The sequence below is a fragment of the Ascidiimonas aurantiaca genome (assembly GCF_037646345.1).
Lineage (GTDB): Bacteria > Bacteroidota > Bacteroidia > Flavobacteriales > Flavobacteriaceae > Ascidiimonas > Ascidiimonas aurantiaca.
Map to the genome: position 1 here is coordinate 1 of NZ_JBBEWR010000022.1, position 21,920 is coordinate 21,920.

Genomic DNA, 21,920 nt, shown 5'->3' on the forward strand with positions numbered 1-21,920 from the left:
TGTAGTCATAAATGATACTACAGACCCGGTTCCCGATGTGGCTAATCTGCCCGATGTGACCGCCCAGTGTGAAGTAACCTCTTTAACACCGCCCACAGCTACCGATAATTGCGGGGGTACAGTGATCGTTACCAACGATGCGACCCTTCCTATCACCGCTCAGGGTACTACCGTAGTGACCTGGACGTATGATGACGGCAATGGTAATACGGTGACTCAAAACCAGAATGTAGTTATAAATGATACCACAGGGCCTGCACCCGATGTGGCTAATCTGCCCGATGTGACCGCCCAGTGTGAAGTAACCTCTTTAACACCGCCCACAGCTACCGATAATTGCGGGGGTACAGTGATCGTTACCAACGATGCGACCCTTCCTATCACCGCTCAGGGTACTACCGTAGTGACCTGGACGTATGATGACGGCAATGGTAATACGGTGACTCAAAACCAGAATGTAGTTATAAATGATACCACAGGGCCTGCACCCGATGTGGCTAATCTGCCCGATGTGACCGCCCAGTGTGAAGTAACCTCTTTAACACCGCCCACAGCTACCGATAATTGCGGGGGTACGGTGATCGTTACCAACGATGCGACCCTTCCTATCAATACTCAGGGTACCACTGTAGTGACCTGGACGTATGATGACGGTAACGGGAATACCACTACCCAAACTCAGAATATAGTCATCAATGATACCACAGACCCGGTACCTGACGTAGCCACTCTGCCCGATGTAAATTCCGTATGTGCAGTAACTTCGCTAACCCCCCCTACAGGTACTGACAATTGTGGTGGAGTTGTAATAGTCACTTCTAATGCTGTGCTGCCTATCACTACTCAGGGTACCACTGTAGTGACCTGGACCTATGATGACGGCAATGGTAATACGGTCACTCAAAACCAGAATGTGGTTATTAATGATACCACAGACCCGGTTCCCGATGTGGCTAATCTGCCCGATGTAACCGCACAGTGTGAAGTAAGTTCACTCACTCCTCCCACAGCTACCGATAATTGCGGAGGTACGGTGATCGTGACTTCCGATGCCATTTTACCCATTGTGGCTCAGGGTACTACGGTAGTGACCTGGACCTACGACGATGGCAATGGGAACACCGCTACACAGACCCAGAACGTGGTTATAGCAGATACGACCCGTCCGGTACCCATGTGCCAGAATATTAGTATCACTCTTGATCTTACCGGTAATGCAAGTATTACAGCAGCCAATATTGACATGGGCTCTACTGATAACTGTGGTATTGCCAGTATAAGTATAGATAAAACAGACTTTACATGTGCTGATGTAGGAACAAACTCGGTACTTCTTACCGTAACCGACACCTCTAACAATGCAGCTTCCTGCGTTGCTACAGTAACGGTGAACTCTCCTGAAATAGCAGTGGCAACCAATAGCGGCACCATATGTTCTGAAGGCACATTACAGCTTAATGAAACCAGCGGGCTGGCCACTTCATGGGCCTGGTCAAGTAATGGTGCTGCCATTTTCAGTAATGCGTCTGCGCAGAATCCGGAAGTATCTAATGTTACCGATGGAGAAATATTTACGGTAGTCATCACTTTTGGTACTGACGGGTGTACCAGTACCGCTACCACTACAGCTTCTGTTTTTGCAGTGCCCGATGCTGTCATAACAAACTCCGGACCTATATGTACAGGAAGTGTACTTTCTCTGGAAGAAACGGGAGGCGATGCAGTTTCATGGGCATGGACCTCTAACGGAACAGCCGTTTTTGATAACGCAACCCTTCGAAACCCTACTGCAACCGGAGTAATTGACGGCGAAGAGTTTACCGTTACCATTACCGATGCCAATGGTTGTATTAACACAGAAACGATTACTGTACAGGTAGATCCCGACCTTAGTCCCGGTACAGGCACCAATTTTGAAAGCTGCCGTGTAGATTCGGGTAATTCCCTTGATCTTTTCAGTTTGTTATCGGGGAACGACCCGGGAGGAATCTGGAGTGATGATTCCGGTAGCGGGGCATTAAGCGGGAACGAAATAGATTTTTCACAAATGGCTCCCGGAACCTATGCCTTTACCTATACTGTTAATACAGGTACTAGCTGTAATGAAGCATCGGTTACCGTACAGGTGACCCTGCTGGATGCTATAGTGCCAGACGGAGAAGACACACAGGAGTTTTGTATTTCCGCAAGTCCTACCGTTGCCGATCTGGTAGTGGCAAGTACCGGAGTGGTACGCTGGTATGCCAATGACACCGGTGGTACGGCACTTCCTGAAACCACACCCCTTCAGGACGGGCAGGTATATTATGCAGCCCAGGAAGGCGCCAATGGCTGTGAATCTTTTGAGAGACTGGCAGTGACTGCAAATGTAGAAAGCTGTTCAACGGCTATTACCGGTTTTGACAAACGTGCCTTTTCTCCTAACGGTGATGGTGTGAACGATACCTTCACTATTACAGAATTGCGAAACGAATTTCCAAATTTCACTATGGAGATCTATAACCGTCATGGGATGGTTGTCTATAAAGGAAATGCACAAACACCCGATTGGGACGGCCGTTCCAATCAGGAAGGCACCCTGGGAAGCGATATCCTGCCTAACGGAGTATATTATTTCGTAGTTGAATTTGGTGATCGCGAAACCCCTGCATTTCAAGGCATTGTGTACCTTAATCGATAATTGTGAAACTAGCTATTATAAAAAACATAAACATCCACAGATTGAAACATTTATATGTATTTTCCATAATCTTGCTTTTTACAGTCACTATAGCAAGATCGCAGCAAGACCCCCAATACACTCAGTATTTGTACAACCCGAATATTGTTAATCCTGCCCATACATACGGAGAAGTAGGTCTCCTTAATGCCGGATTGCTTTACAGGGCGCAATGGGTTGGCGTTGAAGGTGCCCCCGATACTTTTAATGTATTTGGCCACATACCTCTTGATGAGAAAATTCAGGTGGGATTATCGCTGGTTCGTGACGATATAGGCGCCGGAGCTTTGGTTGAAGATAATCTCTATGCTGATTTTGCCTATGTATTACAACTGAGTAGGCAAAGTAAACTCTCACTGGGTTTAAAGGCAGGGTTTACCTTCTTCAATGCAAACTTCAATGATTTTGCTTTTGATGACCAGACCATAGACCCTGCATTTAATGAGAATATTAGTGAAGTATTCCCTAATATTGGTGTAGGAGCACATTTTTTTACCGGCAATTTCTTCGCAGGCTTCTCGGCATTAAACCTTTTAAATGCCAAACACCTGGATCAGCAAGATGGCCTTGTGAACAGAGGAAGAGAAGAAGTACATTACTATCTTACCTCGGGCTATACTTTTGAAATAACGCCCGGACAGTTTTCCTTAAAACCTTCTGTCCTTGCAAGGGCAGTAGCCGGGGCGCCTTTAATTTTCGATTTTAATATGAATGCCATTATTTACGAGAGGCTGGAACTGGGTATAGGATACCGTACCAGTGAATCGGTAGTTGGTATGTTTAACTTCAGGCTCACTCCCCGTTTCAGAATAGGGTATGCGTATGACCGTACTTTAAACAACCTGGGTAACTTTGGTTCAGGTTCTCATGAGGTCTTTGTTTTGTTTGATGTTGATTTTACCGGAAGAAACCCCGTAACACCTTTTTAGATATAAAGGGTATAAAGTAAATGAAATGAGGGCTCGTTTTGCGAGCCCTCATTTTTAGAAAACATTTAGGAGACGTTTTGCAGGAGTAACAGAACGGAATAACCATCTATCTGTATTTTATAGCAAAAACAAATATCATTTACAAAAAAGAGCGAAAAACACGGAGCAAGTAACAGTCAAAAAGAAGTTAAAGGGCTAATATTCTATCTGTTCTTCCTGAAAAAAGGAAGTTTTACCGGGTATATACAATTTTGTGACCTAAAATGTGTTATACATACAATAAAATTTTATAATTTTACCGCGTAATGGCCTCAAATTTAAATAAAAAACTGCTTATTCCTGCGGTAGTGTTGTTCTCTGTTGGCGCTTATGCTCAAGGAGGACCATTCCCTCCCGGAGATCCCGTTCCTATTACAGAGGGACTGTTATTGCTAATGGCAGGGGGTTTGTTATACGGTGCCGGCAAGAAGCTTAGAAAATAATATTATTCCCTAAGGCTGTTAAGCCTGGCCACATATTTCCCTATCACATCAAATTCCAGATTAACTACAGACCCTATTTTATAATTTTTAAAATTGGTATGCTTATACGTATAAGGTATAATGGCTACACTGAAATGATCTTTACCGGAATTTACTACCGTTAAACTGGTACCATCAATAGTTATAGATCCTTTTTCAATAGTAATATTACCTTTTGAAGTGTCATATTCAAATGTAAAGAACCAGCTTCCGTCTGCTTCTTCTATATGGGTGCAGGTCCCGGTTTGGTCCACATGGCCCTGAACTATGTGACCGTCAAGCCGGTCCCCCAGTTTCATGGCTCTTTCCAGATTTACGGTATCGCCTTGCTTCAGAAGCCGTAAGTTTGTTTTGTCCAGGGTTTCTTTAATGGCGGTTACGGTGTATGAAGTATCATCGAGAGCCACAACTGTTAAGCACACCCCGTTATGGGCTACACTCTGATCTATTTTCAATTCCGGAGCAAGCGTGCTCCCAACAGTAATGTGCAGATTTTCTTTTTCGGGAAGCAACGCTTCTACAGTGCCCGTATCTTCAATAATACCTGTAAACATATTAATATGTATTATTTAGTTAATTTTGTAGCCAAAGGTAGAAATAAAAGATAGCATTGTATGAGAGCAGATGGCAATATTAGAGTAGGAGTGTCCGTAGGTGACCTGAATGGTATTGGCTGTGAGGTCATACTCAAAACATTTGAGGACACACGAATGCTTGATTTTTGTACACCGGTGATCTTTGCATCTACCAAAACGATCTCTTTTCAGAGAAAACATCTTAAAATAGCTGTGAATTACACGGGTATAGATGACGCTTCTAACAGTATAGAGGGAAAAATAAATGTGGTAAACACATGGAAAGAAACACCTGCCGTAGATTTTGGCATGCAAACAAAAGACGGAGGTAAATATGCGTTACTCTCGCTACAGGCAGCCGTAGAAGCGCTTAAAAACGGTGAAATAGATGTACTGGTCACTGCGCCTATTAACAAACACAACATTCAATCTGATAATTTTACTTTTCCGGGCCATACTGATTATTTGTCTAAAGAGCTGGGAGGTGAGGCCCTTATGTTTATGGTAACCGATACTCTTAAGGTGGGGTTGCTCACCGATCATGTAGCGGTGAAAGACGTAAGTACACATATAACGGAAGAACGCATTACAGATAAGGCAAAAAAGATGTACGATTCACTGGTTAAGGATTTTCGTGTAATAAAACCCAAAATAGCCGTATTGGGTATTAATCCGCATAGTGGCGACCAGGGCATTATAGGGACCGAGGATGATGAAATTCTTAAACCGACGCTTCAAAAAATTCAGGAAACCGGTAAACTGGTGTATGGGCCCTACTCGGCAGATAGCTTTTTCGGGTCTGAAGCATACCAAAATTTTGATGCTGTTCTGGCTGCTTATCACGACCAGGGTTTAATCCCTTTCAAGACCCTTTCTTTTGGCCAGGGAGTAAACTATACTGCAGGCCTTACTAAGGTACGAACATCGCCTGATCACGGTACTGCATATGAGATTGCCGGCCAGGGTAAGGCAGACCATCGCTCATTCAGAGAAGCGGTTTTTATGGCACTTCGTATTTTCAAAAATCGAAATGAGTATGAAAAACTCTCTGCAAACTCCCTCAAAAAACAATCCTCCAAATTATAAACAAAAAAATGTTTATAACTATACGCAATTGATAAAAATTCTTATCTTTGCACCCGCCTTTGTCCAAGCAGACAGGCACTTAACGTAGTAATACCATGAAGAAGTTAAAGGAGTACAGTATTCCTTTTGCGGGCCTAAAACTGGGACAACACCAGTTTAATTATGAAATAGGTAAAGCGTTCTTTGAAGATTTTAACTTTGATGAGTTTAATGATGCTTCTGTTCAGGTACAGGTACTTCTGGATAAAAAAAGTACGCTGCTTGAACTGGAGTTCAAAGCATCGGGAACCGTAAATATTCCCTGCGATATCTCAAGCGAGCCTTATGACCAGAAGATTACATCGTCCCTGCATCTGGTAGTTAAGTTCGGAGAGGAATACAATGATGAGAATGAAGAAATCCTGATTATTCCTCACGGAGAACACCAGATACAGATTGCCCAGTATATTTACGAGATGATCATACTGGCAGTACCGGCAAAAAGAGTGCATCCGGGAATTAAAGACGGTACATTAGATTCAGAGATAGTTAAAAAACTGAAAGAACTACAACCCAAAGAGGAAAATAATAACGATACAAAAACTGATCCCAGGTGGGATTCATTAAGAAAACTATTAACGGATAAATAAGAATTAAAATGGCACATCCTAAAAGAAAAATATCAAAGACCCGAAGAGATAAAAGAAGGACGCATTATAAAGCTACCGCTCCGCAAATAGCAGTAGATCCCACCACCGGAGAATCTCATTTATACCACAGAGCACACTGGCACGAAGGGAAACTGTACTACAGAGGGCAGGTTCTTGTTGACAAAACAAATGAAAATGCGGCCTAAGTAAATTCTTATAATAGTTAAAACTCTCACGCCGGTGAGAGTTTTTTTATTTAAAAATTTCCTTAAAAGTCAAAAACGCGTTATTTTGCACCGTTGAAATTAAAAAATTAGTAATTTCATAAGATTTTTGTGTGGTTTTTACTTTTTAGGCAAAAACAAAACTGAATATGAGTAAAATAACAGCAGCTATTACCGCTGTAGGAGCGTACGTACCCGATTTCGTGCTTTCGAATAAAGTTTTGGAAACTATGGTTGATACCTCCGATGAATGGATCACCACACGCACAGGAATTAAGGAGAGACGTATTCTTAAAGAAGAGGGCAAAGGCACTTCCTATCTGGCCATTAAAGCAGCACAGGATCTTATTGAAAAAAGAGGGCTGGATCCTCTTGAGATAGATCTGGTACTTGTGGCATCGGCTACGCCCGATATGCCGGTAGCAGCCACTTCTACCTACGTGGCAACTCAAATTGGTGCTACCAATGCTTTTTCTTTTGACCTTCAGGCTGCCTGTTCCAGTTTTTTATATGGTATGTCAACGGCAGCCAGTTTTATAGAATCTGGTAAATACAAAAAAATACTGCTTATAGGCGCCGATAAAATGTCGTCTATTATTGATTATACTGATCGTACCACCTGTATTATTTTTGGAGATGGTGGCGGGGCAGTACTTTTTGAACCCAATACAGAAGGGTTAGGGATGCAGGATGAATTTCTGCGAACCGACGGTGCCGGACGCGAGTTCCTTAAAATAGAAGCCGGAGGCTCTATACTACCCGCTTCTGAAGAAACGGTAAAAAACAAACAGCACTATGTTTTTCAGGATGGAAAAAACGTTTTTAGATTTGCCGTTTCCAATATGGCAGAGGTTTCCGAAAAAATTATGCAGCGTAACCACCTCACCAAAGAAGAGGTACAATGGCTGGTACCACACCAGGCCAATATGAGAATAATAAATGCTACCTCACATAGAATGGGGCTTGACGATTCAAAAGTCATGATCAATATTCATAAATACGGCAATACCACTTCAGCTACCATACCTTTGTTGTTGCACGATTATGAAAGCAAGTTAAAAAAAGGAGATAATCTCATTTTTGCAGCCTTCGGAGGAGGATTTACCTGGGGGGCCATTTATCTTAAATGGGCTTATAACACTAAAAACTAATCTATCAAAACCTTTATCATGGATTTAAAAGATATTCAAAACCTTATCAGATTTGTCGCAAAATCCGGTGCAAGCGAAGTGAGTCTGGAAATGGATGATGTGAAGATAACCATTAAAACCGGATCAGATGAAGCCAGGCAGGAAACGGCCTTTGTGCAACAGATCCCGGTTTCTGCGGCAATGCCGCCTGCCCAGCCGCTACAGGCCCAGTCACCTGCAACTGCGGCAGCACCTGCCCCGGCTGCAGAAGAAAGTAAAGCAGACGATGATAGCAAATATACTATAGTGAAATCTCCTATTATAGGTACTTTTTACAGAAAACCGGCTCCAGACAAACCTCCTTTTGTAGAGGTAGGAAAAACCATTGCTGTTGGAGATGTCCTTTGCGTGATCGAAGCTATGAAATTGTTTAATGAAATAGAATCGGAAATTTCCGGAAAGATTGTTAAGGTACTAGTTGACGATTCTTCTCCGGTAGAGTTTGACCAACCTTTATTCCTGGTAGATCCCTCATAAAATGATCTGTTTTAACTGATACCATATCAGGACAACAGATTAAGTATAATTTGAAACTTCAAAAAATATGTTCAAGAAGATACTGATTGCAAACAGAGGTGAGATTGCTTTACGGGTTATCAGGACTTGCCGGGAAATGGGTATAAAAACAGTAGCGGTCTATTCAACAGCCGATACTGAAAGTCTGCATGTACGTTTTGCAGACGAGGCCGTTTGTATAGGCCCCCCTCCAAGCAAAGACTCCTACCTTAAAATACCGAATATCATAGCAGCGGCAGAGATTACCAATGCCGATGCCATTCATCCCGGTTACGGATTTTTATCAGAGAACGCCAAATTCTCTAAAATATGTGCCGAGCACGATATTAAATTTATAGGAGCTTCTGCAGAGCAAATAGAACGTATGGGTGATAAGGCTACCGCCAAGGCTACCATGAAAGAAGCTGGCGTACCTACCATACCCGGTTCAGAAGGTTTACTCAAATCGTATGAAGAGGCCAAACAACTCGCTAAAGAAATGGGTTACCCCATTATGTTAAAAGCTACAGCCGGGGGTGGCGGTAAAGGAATGCGGGCCGTATGGAAAGAAGAAGATCTTAAAAAAGCATTAGAGAGTGCCCAACAGGAAGCCGGAGCCGCTTTTGGTAACGATGGGATGTATATGGAAAAGCTTATTGAAGAGCCACGCCATATTGAGATACAAATAGTTGGAGACCAGTTTGGAAAAGCCTGCCATCTTTCTGAAAGAGACTGTTCTATACAAAGAAGGCACCAAAAGCTTACCGAAGAGACCCCTTCTCCCTTTATGACCGATAAATTGCGGGAGCAGATGGGTGAGGCCGCCGTAAAAGCAGCCGAATATATAAGTTATGAAGGTGCCGGTACGGTAGAGTTCCTGGTAGATAAACATCGCAATTTCTACTTTATGGAAATGAATACCCGTATTCAGGTAGAGCACCCTATTACCGAACAGGTAATTGATTACGATCTGATAAGAGAACAAATACTGGTGGCTGCCGGGGTGCCTATCTCGGGAAAGAACTATACACCCAAGCTACATTCCATAGAGTGCCGTATTAATGCCGAAGATCCTTACAATGACTTCAGGCCGTCTCCGGGAGTAATCACTACGCTGCATGCGCCGGGAGGTCATGGGGTAAGGCTGGATACCCATGTATATAGCGGGTACACCATACCTCCTAATTACGATTCTATGATCGCCAAACTCATTACCACTGCCCAAACCCGTGAAGAAGCAATCAATAAAATGAAGCGGGCGCTGGATGAATTTGTGATAGAAGGTATAAAGACCACGATCCCCTTTCACCGGCAGTTGATGGATCATCCTGATTATGTAGCCGGTAATTATACTACCAAATTCATGGAAGATTTTAAAATGGAACCTCCAAAAGAAAATTAATACTATAGCCCCGCCACCTGGCGGGGCTTTTTTATACACGTTCCTGTCTGCCGCAATAGCTATATTTGTATCTTTAGTTCAAAGCGTTATTTAGTATATGGATCTTAGCTACTGGGAAATCAAACACTGGTTAAAAGGAGTAGATTATACGGTTGTGGGAAGCGGTATCACCGGCCTTAACTGTGCGTTAAAGTTAAGAGAAAATAACCCACATGCACATATATTGGTTTTAGAAAAAGGTGTATTACCCCAGGGAGCCAGCACTAAAAATGCCGGATTTGCCTGTTTTGGGAGCCTTTCTGAATTACTGGACGATCTTAAGAACCAGCCCGAAGAAGCGGTGGTCTCCCTTGTAAAAAAACGAATAGAGGGCCTGGAAGTATTAAAAAAGCGCGTAGGCACCCGGGCAATGGATTTTCGTATGTACGGAGGGCACGAAGTGTTTCCTGAGGAAGATGAGGCCTTTTTTGAAGAGTGCCACTCCCGCATGCACAGTGTAAACCAATTGCTGAGGCCCCTGCTGGGAGAAACCGTTTTTACAGTAAAACCCAATACATTCAAACTCGCAAAGGTACACCCGTATTACATTTCCAACTCGCTCGAAGGGCAGATAGATACCGGTAAAATGATGCGTGAACTTCTTTACAAAGCCAGTACTGCCCGTATTCCTGTTTTAAATGCTACCCGCGTGAAGGCTTTCTCAGACAATGTGGGAGGGGTACATATAGAAACAGATCACTTTACCTTTAAAACCAGAAAACTTTGTATTGCCACTAATGGGTTTGCTTCACACCTGGGGATTGCAAAGGTAGCACCTGCCCGGGCGCAGGTACTTATAACAAAACCGGTTAAAAAACTACCCATACAGGGCACATTTCATATGGATAGGGGTTTTTATTATTTTCGCGATATTGACGGGTGCGTATTGCTGGGCGGAGGCAGGAACCTGGATATGGATACCGAAAATACCGATGTGTTTGGGCAAACCCCATTAATACAAAACAAGTTAAAAGAGTTATTGTCCCGGGTAATCTTACCCGATACGCCTTTTGAAATAGCGCAGCAGTGGAGTGGTATTATGGGGGTAGGCAGTGAAAAGACGCCCATTGTCAAACAGCTTTCAGAACACGTTTTTTGTGGCGTACGTCTGGGGGGTATGGGGGTAGCTATAGGGAGCCTGGTAGGAGAAGAACTCGCTACGCTGGCTATGCAATAAGACAGGCATGAAAAAAGTTTTTCATTTTTTGTTCCGGCTTTTACTAAAAGCGATGATTTTTTCAGTGTTGCTGGTACTGTTTTTTAAATGGGTACCTGTACCGGTAACGCCGCTTATGGTGATACGTGGGGTAAGCAATTACCAGGATAACAAGACTTTTGGCTGGAAACACCAATGGGTTTCAATTAAAGAGATATCGCCTCACCTTCAAAAAGCAGTAATTTGCAGTGAGGACCAGCGTTTTATCGAGCACAACGGTTTTGATCTCGAAGCTATTGAAAAGGCTCTGGAACATAACAAAACCCACCAGAGGCTGCGCGGGGCAAGCACGATAAGCCAGCAAACGGCAAAAAATATTTTCTTATGGCCCGGCAGGAGCTGGATACGCAAAGGCCTGGAAGCCTGGTTTACGTTTTTAATTGAGCTGTTGTGGTCTAAAGAACGTATTCTGGAAGTTTACCTCAACAGTATAGAAATGGGAAATGGTGTTTACGGGGCCGAGGCAGCAGCAAAATACTGGTTTGGTAAATCTGCCGCGCGGCTGAGCATGGATGAGGCAGCCGCTTTGGCGGCTATTTTACCCAATCCCCTGAAATATAAGGCGAATCCGCCAACGGCATACATTGCCCGCAGAAAAGCATGGATCGTCAGGCAGATGTACTATTTTGGCCCGCTAAAATTTGATGCACATAAAGATAAAACCAGACAAAAAGACAAATAGGTTTCGGGTACCGGCACAGGTAAAAAATACCTTATTCCGCCGGTATGGTCATCCTTTTTTGCACGGCGTTTTTTTTAGCATCCAGGAGTACTTTACTTTGAGAGGAAAGTGCCGAATGGTGTTCAAAAAATACAGGCATATCCTGAAAATGCCCCTCTATAAGCCAGTGTTTTCCTTTAAAAAAAGACGTAATAACAGTTACTTCAAGGGGCCCGTGACGGGTAACCTGTAATTCATGTGCATAAATGAGGATGTCCCGGGGCAGAACGTTGGGAAAAAATAGCTGAGAAGGAAGCCTGTTGGTTTCTCCAAACAGGGATGCCACATAGTGGCCGGGGGGATCTTCGTATAAGTTTTGAGGAGTGCCCTGTGCAGTGATATGACCCTCTTCCAGAACAATTATATGGTCTGCAAATGCCAGAGCATCTTCTATATCATGTGAAGCCACCAGGCAACTTATCTCTTTGTTTTTTAAATAGGTAAACAGGTTGCGGCGAAGGGAATTTTTACGAAAGTGATCTACATGGCTAAAGGGCTCGTCCAGCAAAAGCACTTCGGGCTCGTTGGCCAGGGCCCTGGCTAATGCCACCCGCTGTTGTTGTCCGCCACTCAGGTAGCGTACATCTGTTCCTGCATAGGGAAGCAGCCCCATGAGATCCAGGAGTTCTGTACTGCGTTGCATTTTTTGTTCCGGATAAAAATTAGAAAGGTACTTACCTACATTGGCCCGGGCAGACAGGAAAGGCATAAGGTCAAAATCCTGTGCCACGTATTTCATAAAATCCTCTCCGGGCACCAGGTGATGATCCGGGCCCAGTAAACGTTCGTTCTTATAGGTAATCTGCCCTTTTTCTGCAGTTAGCAGCCCGTAAATAAGCCTCAGTAAAGTGCTTTTACCACAACCGCTGGCCCCAATTACAGAGACGTGCGAGCCTTTGGGTACTGAAAATGAAATATCGTGTAAAACGGGCTTTTCATTATAGGCAAAAGAGATGTTCTGTATTTTTAGCATGTGGCAGGATCACTTTGTACAAAGATACAGGATGCGCGGAAAGCAGCATAGAAAAAGCCGCTCTGTTGAGCGGCTTTCAGGATATGTTATACGGTTTGGGTAACTTTTAGCCTTTTATTTTATTGAGAACTGCCTTGTTGGGGAGTTCTTCAAAGCCCATATTAAACAGGGTAAACCCAAAAATATCTACTTGCTCGTCAATGATCATTTCGGTAGGTTTTCCGGCACCGTGTCCGGCTTTGGTCTCAATACGTATTAAGGTGGGGTTACTACCGGCCTGTTTGTCTTGTAATTCGGCGGCAAACTTAAAGCTGTGAGCGGGCACTACCCGGTCATCATGGTCTCCTGTAGTTACCAGGGTAGCAGGGTAGGCAGTACCTTCTTTTACATTGTGAACGGGCGAATAGCCTTTGAGGTATTCAAACATTTCTTTGTTGTCTTCAGAGGTACCGTAATCATAGGCCCATCCGGCTCCGGCGGTAAAGGTATGGTAACGAAGCATATCCATCACACCTACGGCAGGAAGTGCTACTTTCATAAGGTCGGGACGCTGGGTCATGGTGGCCCCTACAAGTAAACCTCCGTTAGAGCCTCCTCTTATGGCCAGATAATCGGGAGAGGTGTAGTTGTTTTCTATAAGGTATTCGGCAGCGGCAATAAAATCGTCAAATACGTTTTGCTTTTGCAGTTTGGTACCGGCTACGTGCCATTTTTTACCGTATTCTCCTCCTCCTCGAAGATTGGGAACGGCATAAATACCTCCCTGTTCCATCCATACGGCATTGGAGATACTGAAAGATGGTGTAAGGCTTATGTTGAACCCGCCGTATCCGTACAGCAGGGTCGGGTTCTTACCGTTAAGCTCCAGGCCTTTTTTATGAGTGATGATCATAGGTACTTTAGTACCGTCTTTAGAGGTATAAAACACTTGCTTTGACTCGTAATTATCTGAATTGAAATCAATATTAGGACTCCAGTAAAGTTCAGAAGTACCTGTTTCTACATTGTATTTGTAGCTGGAGGTAGGGGTGTTGTAATTGGTAAAAAAGTAATATAGTTCCTTTTCTTCTTTTTTTCCGCCAAAACCTCCGGCAGAGCCTACTCCGGGCAGCTTTACTTCACGTACCAGGTTGCCGTCATAATCGTATTGTTTGATCTTTGAAATGGCATCTACCATATATTCGGCAAAGAAATAACCGCCTCCGGTGCTGGGGGTAAGTACATGTTCGGTCTCGGGAATAAAATCTACCCAGTTATCGGGGGTGGGGTTGGCCGCATCAACGGTAACGATGCGTCGGTTAGGCGCGTTGAGGTCAGTAACGATATACAGTTTACTTCCCTCGTTTTCAATAACGTAAGAAGAGGTGTTGTCTTCTCCCAGAATAGTTACTAAGGGGGCATTTTCTTTACCGAGTTCTTTAATGAACAGTTTACCTCCGTATGTAGAGGTGCGGGCGCTAATAATAAGGTAACGTTCATCTTCGGTAACACCACCTCCTACATAGCGGTGTTTTTCTGCATCGGTACCGCCAAAAATAAGTTCGTCATCTGCCTGGGGGGTACCCAGTTTGTGATAGTATAATTTATGCTGATCTGTTTTAGCCGAAAGTTCACTGCCTTCGGGTTTGTCATAACTGGAATAATAAAAACCTTCATTCCCTTTCCAGGAGACTCCGCTAAACTTAATATCTACGAGAGTATCTTCTACCATTTCCCGGGTTTCGGCATCGATAACGATTATTTTTCTCCAGTCACTCCCGCCTTCAGAAATAGAGTACGCGGCCAGGGAACCGTCTTTTGAGAAACTAAGACCGGCCAGAGAGGTGGTACCGTCTTTTGAAAAGGTATTGGGATCCAGGAATACTTCTTCTGCACCATCGCCTTTTTTACGATAGATAACAGACTGGTTTTGCAGCCCTGAATTTTTGGAGTAATAGGTAAAATCTCCTTCTTTAAAGGGCGACCCTATTTTTTCATAGTTCCAGAGTTGGGTAAGGCGCTCTTTGAGTTCTTTTCGGAAAGGGATTTTTTCCAGATAGCCAAAGGTAGCTTCATTTTGTTTTTTTACCCAGGTCTCGGTTTCGGCAGAGCGGTCATCCTCCAGCCAGCGATACGGGTCTTTTACCTGAGTACCGAAATAATCAGTAACAGTATCTACCTTTTTTGTTTCGGGATAATTCACAGCAATGGTATTTTGTGTCGATTCTTTTTTACAGGCAAAAAGAGAAAGGATTGCCATGGTGGTTATTGATAATTTTTTCATTGTGAGAAAATGATTAGTTGGGTACCAAACTTAGAACAAAAAAAACGCCTTGCTTTCATTGTGAGAAGCTTTTAACAATTTTTTTAGAATTTTTAACGCTTTCATTCAAAATATGTTAAGCCGGGCTTACTGTATTTTTGAGTAATTGTTCTTGAAAAAGATGTTCGGCTATTTGTACGGCATTGGTGGCAGCTCCCTTACGAAGGTTGTCTGCAACGATCCACATATTAAGTGTATTAGGTTGAGAGTGGTCCCTGCGAAGCCTTCCTACAAACACATCGTCTTTCCCTTCGGCATAAATGGGCATGGGATAGGTATGTACATCGGGATTGTCCTGTAGTGTGATTCCCGGAGTGTCATTGAGCAGGGCGCGTATTGCGGCAAGGTCAAAGTCGGAGGCAAATTCAACATTTACTGATTCACTGTGCCCGCCTACTACCGGAATGCGAATGGCGGTAGCCGTTACGGCAATAGAAGGGTCTTGAAGTATTTTTTGGGTTTCACGTACCAGTTTCATTTCTTCTTTAGTATATCCGTTCTCTTCAAAAACATCGCATTGGGGAAGAGCATTGCGGTGAATGGGATACGGATAGGCCATTTCCCCCTGCTCGCCTTTATATTCATTTTCCAGTTGCCGTACGGCTTTTATTCCGGTTCCTGTAATAGACTGATAGGTAGAGACCACAATACGTTTTATACGGTACACTTTATGAAGCGGCGCCAGTGCCATTACCATTTGAATGGTAGAACAGTTGGGGTTGGCAATAATGCGATCGTCTGCCGTGAGCAGATGTGCGTTTATTTCAGGCACGATCAGTTTTTTGTCGGGATCCATACGCCATGCCGAGCTATTGTCTATAACTGTGGTACCGACTTCTGCAAATTTTGGGGCCCAGATTTTAGACGTTTGCCCGCCGGCAGAGAAAAGAGCGATATCGGGCCGTAAAGCTAAAGCCTGTTCCAGACTTTTAATAGTGTGTGTTTTTCCGTTAAATACAATGTGCTTTCCTACCGATCGTTCGGAAGCTACGGGAATAAACTCTGTTATCTCAAAATTTCGTTCTGCAAGTACTTTTAGCATTACCTCGCCCACCATACCGGTGGCACCTACTACTGCAACTTTCATAGTAAATAATTTATAATGGGCAAAAATACGTAATAAGACGTTGGGTACAAACCACTCCTTACCATTTGTTACACAATCAACAAAAAGGGATACAAACCGGTAGTTTTAAAAACAGATATATCCCATTCCTTTCTATAAATGTAAGAAGCGTTACCTGGTATTTTCTATATGATACTGTACACCTAATATTATACGCTTTGGTACTCCACAGGCAATTATTCATACTCTATAAATGTTAAAATTTTAAGGATTTCAAAAAAAGAGATGTGTGATAAACTACTGTTAATGAATATTTTAGTAGTATTTATGGACTTTAGCAACTAAAAAAATCGCTCGTAAATTTATGATTTCGTTATGAAAATACCGTTTTAGCGCGTATCTTTATCAGAAAATAAAACGGTTTTATGCCTTCAATACGCTATAAAAACCGTATTAAAAATCTAAAAAAAACAGCCTATGTATCAACTTTACATCACATAATTTTTTGTGTTGCGTTGTCTTTGTAACGCACTTGTATTTTTCTCTCCCCCTCCTATCCAAACCCTTAAACAGTTAAAGATATGTTTACTTTTTCACGGGCTGCTTTGATGTGGCCGTTCCTTGTGTGTCTATTATACATCATGCCTCTGGGTGTGTTTGCGCAGGATTTTACTGCAGATTATCTGACACATCATACAGAGTACATTCCGGTAACTCCCAATGCGGCTACTTTTACCGTATATGGCACTACCCCGGTGAATCACGCCACGGGGGTACCCCAAATCAACATTCCTTTATTTACTATTGAGGAGGACGGGCTTACCCTTCCTATTTCACTTTCGTACCATGCTTCGGGGATACGGGTTGACCAGCTTTCGGGGCCTGTGGGCCTGGGCTGGACCCTTAATGCCGGCGGGGGTGTTTTTCGTCAGGTCAATGACCGGGCCGATGAGATTGGCTGGTTAGATAGTCAGGCAAAAGGTTTTATTACTCCCAACTGGGTCACCAACAACCCTTTAAGTGATTCGGGTACGCAGGATCTGCTGACTTTTTACGATGCCGATGATGATTTTATTCCGGATGATTTTAATTACCATGCAAACGGACTCTCGGGCAGTTTTATTTTAAGTGAGAACGGGGAGGTGCTTCAGGAAATGGAGAGTTCCGAACGTATCTGGAGGCATCAGGATGTAGGGCAGAGTATGAACTTCACCCTGAAAGACGGAAGGGGCAACAGCTATTATTTTGGCAATGTAAAAGAGGCCAATAATACAACAGCTACCAGCGGAGGGAGTTCAATGAGTTACGACAGTCACGTTACCGGGTGGATGTTAGACCGGGTAGTTACGCGCAATAACCGCCAGATTAATTTTAGCTATCAAAGCTATTTACAAAACTATATCATACAACAGGTATCCAGCAGTATTGCATATGCACCAAAGTGTCCTACCACCGTTTTGACCGGTAGTTTGGTGGCATGCGGTTGCCTGGGCGAGAGCCAGGACGGTTCAGGTTTTGGCACCGAGCTCACCCATACATCTATGGGGCATAATCCCGTGAACCAGCTAGTCACCCAGATCGAATCTTCCACCGTACGGGTTACCTTTACCTATGCAGATGATGCCACCCTTTCTACCTGGCAGCGCAAACTTACCCGGGTTACCATTTTAGACAAGCTGGCCAACAAGACCAAATATTTTGATTTTACCTATGGCAAATATGGGGGTGACCCTCGTTTGCGGCTCGACCAGGTGCAGGAAACCGGTTTTGACGGTACCGTACGGCCCCCATACCGTTTTTATTACGAAGCCGGGAACCTGCCTCCCAAAGGGAGTAAGGCCAAAGACCACGCCGGTTATTATAACGGGGCGCACAACAATTCTACTTTAATACCCTTTTCCCTTCCTGCCAGTACCATACTTAATAATTACTATACCAGTTTATTAGCCAACCGGCAATTTAATGACACGTATTTACAAAGGGGCGTACTTAACCGTATTGATTATCCTACCGGGGGCCATACGCGTTTTACCTATGAGGCCAATGCAGTACCTTCTTCCGGGCAGGTAGAATTTCGCACCCGTGAGATCAAAGTGTCTAATTTAATTTATGATACCACCGGTACCAAAGACGGGATGGTTTACTTTAGGGTTCCTTTTACCTTAACGAAAGACCTTTTAGGGACCCTGGGAACAGAGGTACATTACCGAACAGCATCCAATATCTGTAATTTTGACCCGCAGTTACCCAGTATTGATTGTTCCCGGTTTAATATATACCCCAGTCAGGGGCCCCTTATTACCGGTTCGGGAATTTTTTCACCCTATGCAGTTATAGGTGCCGAAGGCAGCGATAATCTCTTAAAGGGGGATTATATATTAGAGTTACTGGTAGATCCGGCAGATCTTACAGCACACCCCGATGCCAATATAGAAGTATTTATCAGTTTTCTTTTTGAAGTGCCCGTTCCTTTTTATACAGGAGGAGTACGGGTAAGTTCAATTAGTGACCACGACAGTGATGGCAGTCTGCTCACACAAAAGAACTATTCCTATTCCGGGCTTACGGGCCAGGCACTTCATGTGCCGCATACCATACGGGGGTATGGAGATCGCACCGTATTTTCATCAGAGAATATTGGTACCGACCCCGTTCTTATCAAATCGGGTCATTACTATCATAGTGTCACCATAGACCAGGTAAGTCCCACAGACACCTTGCGTACCGTAGAGCATTACCAGCCGCTTTTTCGCAATAAAGCCTATGGTTCACAGATGGTGCAGCAGGACCTGTATAAAAACAGTATTCAAAAAGTACGTTCAGTAAAAATGCATTATCAGGACAGTATTACCCATAGCGAACAATACTGGGTTTTGGGAGATACAGATTTTTGCTACCAGCGTTTTTCTTTTCCTCCGCAGCCGGTAGATATCTTTTTAGGGTATAATAATCCGGTTTCCAGGAATTACTTTCTTCGCAGAAATCTGCTTACGCAACGTACACTCATAGATTATTTTCCTGATGACGGCGGGCCTTTTGCGGCAGCAGTACAGATAGAGCGCTTTTCGTACAACGATCAGTTACAGTTAAGCCGGCATGAAAAAGACACCCGATATACGGCTCAGACCCTGGCCGATGCCGAGCAGGAGAACTTTACCCTGCACCCCAACGGCGACCTGTATCGTGTAGATTATACCTATCCGGCAGATCACAGCAGCCAGAGTACTATACTCAACCAGTTAAACAACCAGTATATGACAGCCCTTCCCGTAAGCAAGAAAGTATATCGTCACCAGCGATTGTTACGGGGTCAGTATATGGTATATGACAGTAAGGGGAATGTGACCGAAACCTATCGTTACCAGAAAGGTCAGGGCAGTAATACGGTGGGGGGTTACCTGCCGTCTGACTATGAGCGCTACGGGCGTTATGTGATCGGTACGCACGGGAAGCCCGAAGAGTTGCAGCGCTATGACGATCTTCCTACGGCCTTGTTGTGGGACAGCACCGGCACCTATCTGCTGGCCGAATTAAAGGGCATTACCCGCGCTCAACTGGCCGGGGTACAGCTTCCCGTTAACCTGTCGCTTACCACCCAGGGGCAGTTGCTTACCCTTTTCGGGAATTTGCGCAGTGCCTTCCCCGATGCTATGATCAATACCTACACCCATGCCCCTTTGTTAGGGGTAAGCCGAACGGCCGATGCCCGGGGAGAGGCCACCCATTACACCTATGACGGTTTGGGTCGCCTGCGGCAGATACAGGATGCCGACCTGCATTTACTGGAAACCTATGAGTACCATTATTCCCAACAACAACCTTAAGCAGCCCGTTTATGAACGCATTACGATCTATATTTTGTTTTTTTATAAGTTTTTTCAGCGTTGTGGTCTTATACGCCCAGGGCGACCCCGACCCCATTGGGGGCGGAGATCCTCTACCGGGGGGCTGCGGGCTGATCCTGCCGCCTACGGGCTATTCAGTGACCCAGGGTTGCGGGAGTGTGACCTTAAACCGGGGAGCACATCCTTTCGGGAAGGTTCTGTACTGGCAGAGCAGTGCTACGGGAACCAGTACGGCCAACAGTTCGGCGAGTATTACCTTTACCAGCGGGAGCATCTATTATTTGCGATCGCGCAATACTTTTGACGGTTGCTGGAGTATGGCAGCCGAAGTGACCTATTCCATTACGCCGCTTCCGGCTACCCCGGCAGCCCCCACCGTAAACAACAGTTGCGGAAGTACCACCCTTACCAGAGGTGCGGCCCCTTCCGGGGTTACCTGGTACTGGCAGGACAGTGCCACAGGTACCAGTACCGCCAACAGCGCTACCACCGTAACCCGCACTTCGGGTACCACCTACCACCTTCGGGGCCGTAATAATTTTACCGGTTGCTGGGGTCCGGCACGAACCGTGAGTTACAGTGTGAACAGCGCACCGGCCACCCCGGCAGCCCCCTCAGTGAGTACCGGTTGCGGCAGTACCACCCTTACCAGAGGTGCGGCTCCTTCCGGGATTACCTGGTACTGGCAGGACAGTGCCACAGGTACCAGTACCGCCAACAGTGCTACCACCGTAACCCGCACCTCCGGTACCACCTACCACCTTCGGGCGCGTAATAATACCACCGGCTGCTGGAGCGGGGCACAAACCGTGAGTTACAGTATAAATACCGTTCCTGATATTCCGGCCTTTCCCACAGCCGAGAACAGTTGCGGGAGCACCACCCTTACCAGAGGTGCGCCCCCTTCCGGGGTTACCTGGTACTGGCAGGACAGTGCCGGGGGCACCAGTACCGCCAACAGTGCCACCACCGTTACCCGCACCTCCGGGACCACCTATCACCTTCGGGCACGCAACAATACCACCGGCTGCTGGAGCGGCACCCGCTCCGTTCTGTACAGTATCAACAGCGTTCCGGCCACCCCTGTGGCCCCCACCGTAAACAACAGTTGCGGGAGTACCACCCTTACCAGAGGTGCGGCTCCTTCCGGGGTTACCTGGTACTGGCAGGACAGTGCCACAGGTACCAGTACCGCCAACAGTGCCACCACCGTAACCCGTACCTCCGGTACCACCTACCACCTTCGGGCACGTAACAATACCACCGGCTGCTGGAGCGGGGCACAAACCGTAAGTTACAGCATAAATACCGCTCCCTCCGCCCCCTCGGCCCCTGCGGTGAGCAACAGTTGCGGCAGTACCACCCTTACCAGAGGCCCGGCTCCTTCCGGGGTTACCTGGTACTGGCAGGACAGTGCCGGGGGCACCAGTACCGCCAACAGTGCCACTACCGTTACCCGCACCTCCGGTACCACCTACCACCTTCGGGCGCGTAACAATACCACCGGCTGCTGGAGCGGGGCACAAACCGTGAGTTACAGTATAAATACCGTTCCTGATATTCCGGCCTTTCCCACAGCCGAGAACAGTTGCGGGAGCACCACCCTTACCAGAGGCGCCCCCCCTTCCGGGGTTACCTGGTACTGGCAGGACAGTGCCGGGGGTACCAGTACCGCCAACAGTGCTACCACCGTAACCCGCACTTCGGGTACCACCTATCACCTTCGGGGCCGTAATAATTTTACCGGTTGCTGGGGCCCGGCACGAACCGTGAGCTATAGTGTGAACAGTGCACCGGCCACCCCTGTGGCCCCCACCGTAAACAACAGTTGCGGGAGTACCACCCTTACCAGAGGTGCGGCTCCTTCCGGGATTACCTGGTACTGGCAGGACAGTGCCACAGGCACCAGTACCGCCAACAGTGCTACCACCGTAACCCGTACCTCCGGTACCACCTACCACCTTCGGGCACGTAACAATACCACCGGC

General features: G+C 45.5%; 16 protein-coding genes and 1 pseudogene. 13 read left to right on the plus strand and 4 right to left on the minus strand.

Annotated elements, in window-relative coordinates:
* The 3 genes from WAO84_RS16680 to WAO84_RS16690 all read left to right on the plus strand — a co-directional run.
* Positions 1-2,680, plus strand: a 2,680-nt coding sequence (locus WAO84_RS16680; RefSeq protein ID WP_340067248.1) for a T9SS type B sorting domain-containing protein, incomplete at its 5' end; no start/stop codon positions are given.
* A 41-nt stretch (positions 2,681-2,721) separates the two neighbouring features.
* Positions 2,722-3,648 carry a PorP/SprF family type IX secretion system membrane protein gene (locus tag WAO84_RS16685; RefSeq protein ID WP_340067249.1) on the plus strand — a complete coding sequence of 309 codons (927 nt, stop codon included), beginning with the start codon at positions 2,722-2,724 and terminating at the stop codon, positions 3,646-3,648.
* A 305-nt stretch (positions 3,649-3,953) separates the two neighbouring features.
* Positions 3,954-4,130, plus strand: a complete 177-nt coding sequence (locus tag WAO84_RS16690) for a hypothetical protein (RefSeq protein ID WP_340067250.1) — start codon at positions 3,954-3,956, stop codon at positions 4,128-4,130.
* A 2-nt stretch (positions 4,131-4,132) separates the two neighbouring features.
* Here the strand turns inward: WAO84_RS16690 and WAO84_RS16695 are convergent, their stop codons facing one another.
* The gene (locus WAO84_RS16695) at positions 4,133-4,723 is read right to left on the minus strand and encodes a riboflavin synthase (protein WP_340067252.1); all 591 of its coding nucleotides are present in this window, start codon (positions 4,721-4,723) and stop codon (positions 4,133-4,135) included.
* Positions 4,724-4,783: 60 nt separating this feature from the next.
* Here WAO84_RS16695 and pdxA point away from each other — a divergent pair, with 60 nt between their 5' ends.
* From pdxA to mtgA, 8 genes are all read left to right on the plus strand, one after another.
* Positions 4,784-5,830, plus strand: coding sequence for a 4-hydroxythreonine-4-phosphate dehydrogenase PdxA (gene pdxA, locus WAO84_RS16700; protein WP_340067254.1), 1,047 nt, complete (start codon positions 4,784-4,786; stop codon positions 5,828-5,830).
* A gap of 95 nt (positions 5,831-5,925) precedes the next feature.
* Entirely contained in the window at positions 5,926-6,459 is a 534-nt protein-coding gene (locus WAO84_RS16705) for a YceD family protein (RefSeq protein ID WP_340067255.1), read from the plus strand.
* Between the two features lie 8 nt (positions 6,460-6,467).
* Complete coding sequence (rpmF, locus tag WAO84_RS16710; RefSeq protein ID WP_340067256.1) at positions 6,468-6,665, plus strand: 50S ribosomal protein L32; 198 nt, start codon at positions 6,468-6,470, stop codon at positions 6,663-6,665.
* A gap of 167 nt (positions 6,666-6,832) precedes the next feature.
* Positions 6,833-7,834, plus strand: a complete 1,002-nt coding sequence (locus WAO84_RS16715; protein ID WP_340067258.1) for a beta-ketoacyl-ACP synthase III — start codon at positions 6,833-6,835, stop codon at positions 7,832-7,834.
* An 18-nt stretch (positions 7,835-7,852) separates the two neighbouring features.
* Positions 7,853-8,350 carry an acetyl-CoA carboxylase biotin carboxyl carrier protein gene (gene accB / locus WAO84_RS16720; RefSeq protein WP_340067261.1) on the plus strand — a complete coding sequence of 166 codons (498 nt, stop codon included), beginning with the start codon at positions 7,853-7,855 and terminating at the stop codon, positions 8,348-8,350.
* A gap of 67 nt (positions 8,351-8,417) precedes the next feature.
* Complete coding sequence (gene accC / locus WAO84_RS16725; protein WP_340067263.1) at positions 8,418-9,770, plus strand: acetyl-CoA carboxylase biotin carboxylase subunit; 1,353 nt, start codon at positions 8,418-8,420, stop codon at positions 9,768-9,770.
* A 97-nt stretch (positions 9,771-9,867) separates the two neighbouring features.
* Positions 9,868-10,986 (plus strand): NAD(P)/FAD-dependent oxidoreductase, encoded by a 1,119-nt coding sequence (locus WAO84_RS16730; protein WP_340067264.1) that lies wholly within the window; start codon positions 9,868-9,870, stop codon positions 10,984-10,986.
* 7 nt (positions 10,987-10,993) lie between these two features.
* A complete protein-coding gene (gene mtgA, locus WAO84_RS16735; protein ID WP_340067265.1) occupies positions 10,994-11,707 on the plus strand; it encodes a monofunctional biosynthetic peptidoglycan transglycosylase in 714 nt (237 codons plus the stop codon).
* 31 nt (positions 11,708-11,738) lie between these two features.
* On the opposite strand, the gene WAO84_RS16740 is transcribed toward mtgA, so the two are convergent.
* From WAO84_RS16740 to WAO84_RS16750, 3 genes are all read right to left on the minus strand, one after another.
* Complete coding sequence (locus tag WAO84_RS16740) at positions 11,739-12,719, minus strand: ABC transporter ATP-binding protein (protein WP_340067267.1); 981 nt, start codon at positions 12,717-12,719, stop codon at positions 11,739-11,741.
* 106 nt (positions 12,720-12,825) lie between these two features.
* On the minus strand, positions 12,826-14,982 hold the full coding sequence (locus WAO84_RS16745) for a prolyl oligopeptidase family serine peptidase (RefSeq protein WP_340067268.1): 2,157 nt from the start codon (positions 14,980-14,982) through the stop codon (positions 12,826-12,828).
* 115 nt (positions 14,983-15,097) lie between these two features.
* Entirely contained in the window at positions 15,098-16,108 is a 1,011-nt protein-coding gene (locus WAO84_RS16750; RefSeq protein WP_340067269.1) for an aspartate-semialdehyde dehydrogenase, read from the minus strand.
* Positions 16,109-16,668: 560 nt separating this feature from the next.
* Between WAO84_RS16750 and WAO84_RS16755 the strand changes: the two genes are divergently transcribed.
* A complete protein-coding gene (locus tag WAO84_RS16755; protein ID WP_340067271.1) occupies positions 16,669-19,911 on the plus strand; it encodes a hypothetical protein in 3,243 nt (1,080 codons plus the stop codon).
* Positions 19,912-19,922: 11 nt separating this feature from the next.
* A pseudogene (locus WAO84_RS16760) lies at positions 19,923-21,920 on the plus strand (hypothetical protein); the annotation flags it as partial.